Here is a 1,679-nt window from a genome sequence, read left to right as displayed (position 1 = left end):
AAGTTTGAAACAAATAAGTAGAGGACAGCCAAGAAATAAAGGGCATAGCAATCAAACCATCTTAATAGGTGGTTTTGAAAACTGAATATAGACACAACACCTAATCAGGTAACAGGAATAGCATCATCCTTAATGGTGTAGCCTCGTTGTTTAAGCAGATTAAGTGCCTGTGAAGTAGTTAAAACTTTTTCTTTGTTCACAGGACGTGATTCAAGAAAGCCTTCTGGTGTATATGGTTTTAAATCTGTTAGTATGTGCCAGATAGCGGTCAGGATCATACGACAGATTGCAATGATAGCCTTCTTGTGGCCGCGGCGTGCTTTTATACGGCGGTAACGGGTGGCAAATTCAGGATGTTTCTTCGATTTGATTAAAGCATTTGCAACTTGCACCAAAACTGGTTTAAAATAGGAACCAGCACGGGAAATCCTAGTGGACTTAATCTTGCGGTTGCTTTGGTCGTTACGGGGACAACATCCTGCCCATGAAACGAGGTTTTTAGCTGTGGGGAAGACAGACATATCACCTCCGATTTCAGAAAGCACCTGTATAGCAGTCAGCGGATTTTTATCGAATCCTGGTACGGTCCGGATAAGATTAAGGACGCTTTCGTAGTTTTCACTGAGACGAAAGATTTCCCGTTCTATTTCTGCTTTGTGCAATTCTAATTCATCGATGTGGTTCAGACACTGCCTAAGTTTTACAGCCTGCTCCTGCGAGACAGCACCATCAACTGCAGCCTGTATTTCTTCGATAGGAGTTTTACATCTGCCATCGACAAAAGGCGTCACATCAAAAGTTTCCCCGGGGTGTTGTAAAATCTGTTCTGTAATGGAACGGGAAGACTTACCAAATATATCAGAAAATACATCGTCAAGTTTTAAGTTAGACACAGTAAGACAGTTATGGGCACGATTCTTCTCACTGGTAATCATACAAGTGAGTTTGAAACGGTATCTTACTAAATCCCTTAATTCACGGATGTCAGCAGGCGGAATAAAGGAAGGATTGACCATTCCGCACATATATAAATCACAAATCCACTTGGCATCCTTACGATCCGTCTTGTTGCCTTTTTGGGGTTTGGTATATTTGGGGTGGGAAAGGGTAACCCAGATGTTATTCTTCTCCAGGATATTAAATACTGGGATCCAGTACTTGCCGGTAGATTCCATACAGACATCGTTACAGTTGTATTTAGCAAGCCAGTCACACAACTCGTTCAAGCCTTTCGTAAAGGAAGAAAAGCGGGCCTGCTTATACTCTGTGCGTTTGATGGAATCAGTAATACCAATGCAGGCATAAATCCAGGTTTTGTGGACATCAAGCCCACAGCAATTATTTTTTAAGATTTTAAAAGACAATAAAAGAACCTCCTGATGATTTATAGTTACAAAACTGACAGTGACTGGCCATCCGGCAAAATCGAGTCGACTTTGGAAGAGATAAGTTTACGGGCTTTTGATTGCGCCAATCATTGATGCCTTAACGGATGACCGACAACAAATAAAAATGCGAGGTCGCCGCTATACAGCCCCGCCACTCACCTCCACGTGTTCTGTAGTGTGTCAGTCTTATAAAAGAATTGTATCAGAAGGAAGATAGAAAAGAAAAGCGAAAGTCAGCCAATGTTTCATGACGCATTGGTGCCTTTCGCAGAAAGGCGGATTATAAAAATG

General features: G+C 41.8%; 1 protein-coding gene. It reads right to left on the bottom strand.

Annotated elements, in window-relative coordinates:
* Positions 1-104: 104 nt before the first annotated feature.
* Positions 105-1,364 (bottom strand): IS110 family RNA-guided transposase, encoded by a 1,260-nt coding sequence (locus D5281_RS24845; protein ID WP_160562522.1) that lies wholly within the window; start codon positions 1,362-1,364, stop codon positions 105-107.
* Between the last annotated feature and the right edge of the window lie 315 nt (positions 1,365-1,679).

Origin of the sequence: Parablautia muri, from assembly GCF_009917485.1 — a bacterium.
Lineage (GTDB): Bacteria > Bacillota > Clostridia > Lachnospirales > Lachnospiraceae > Suilimivivens > Suilimivivens muri.
This window is presented reverse-complemented; position numbering and strand designations above follow the sequence as displayed.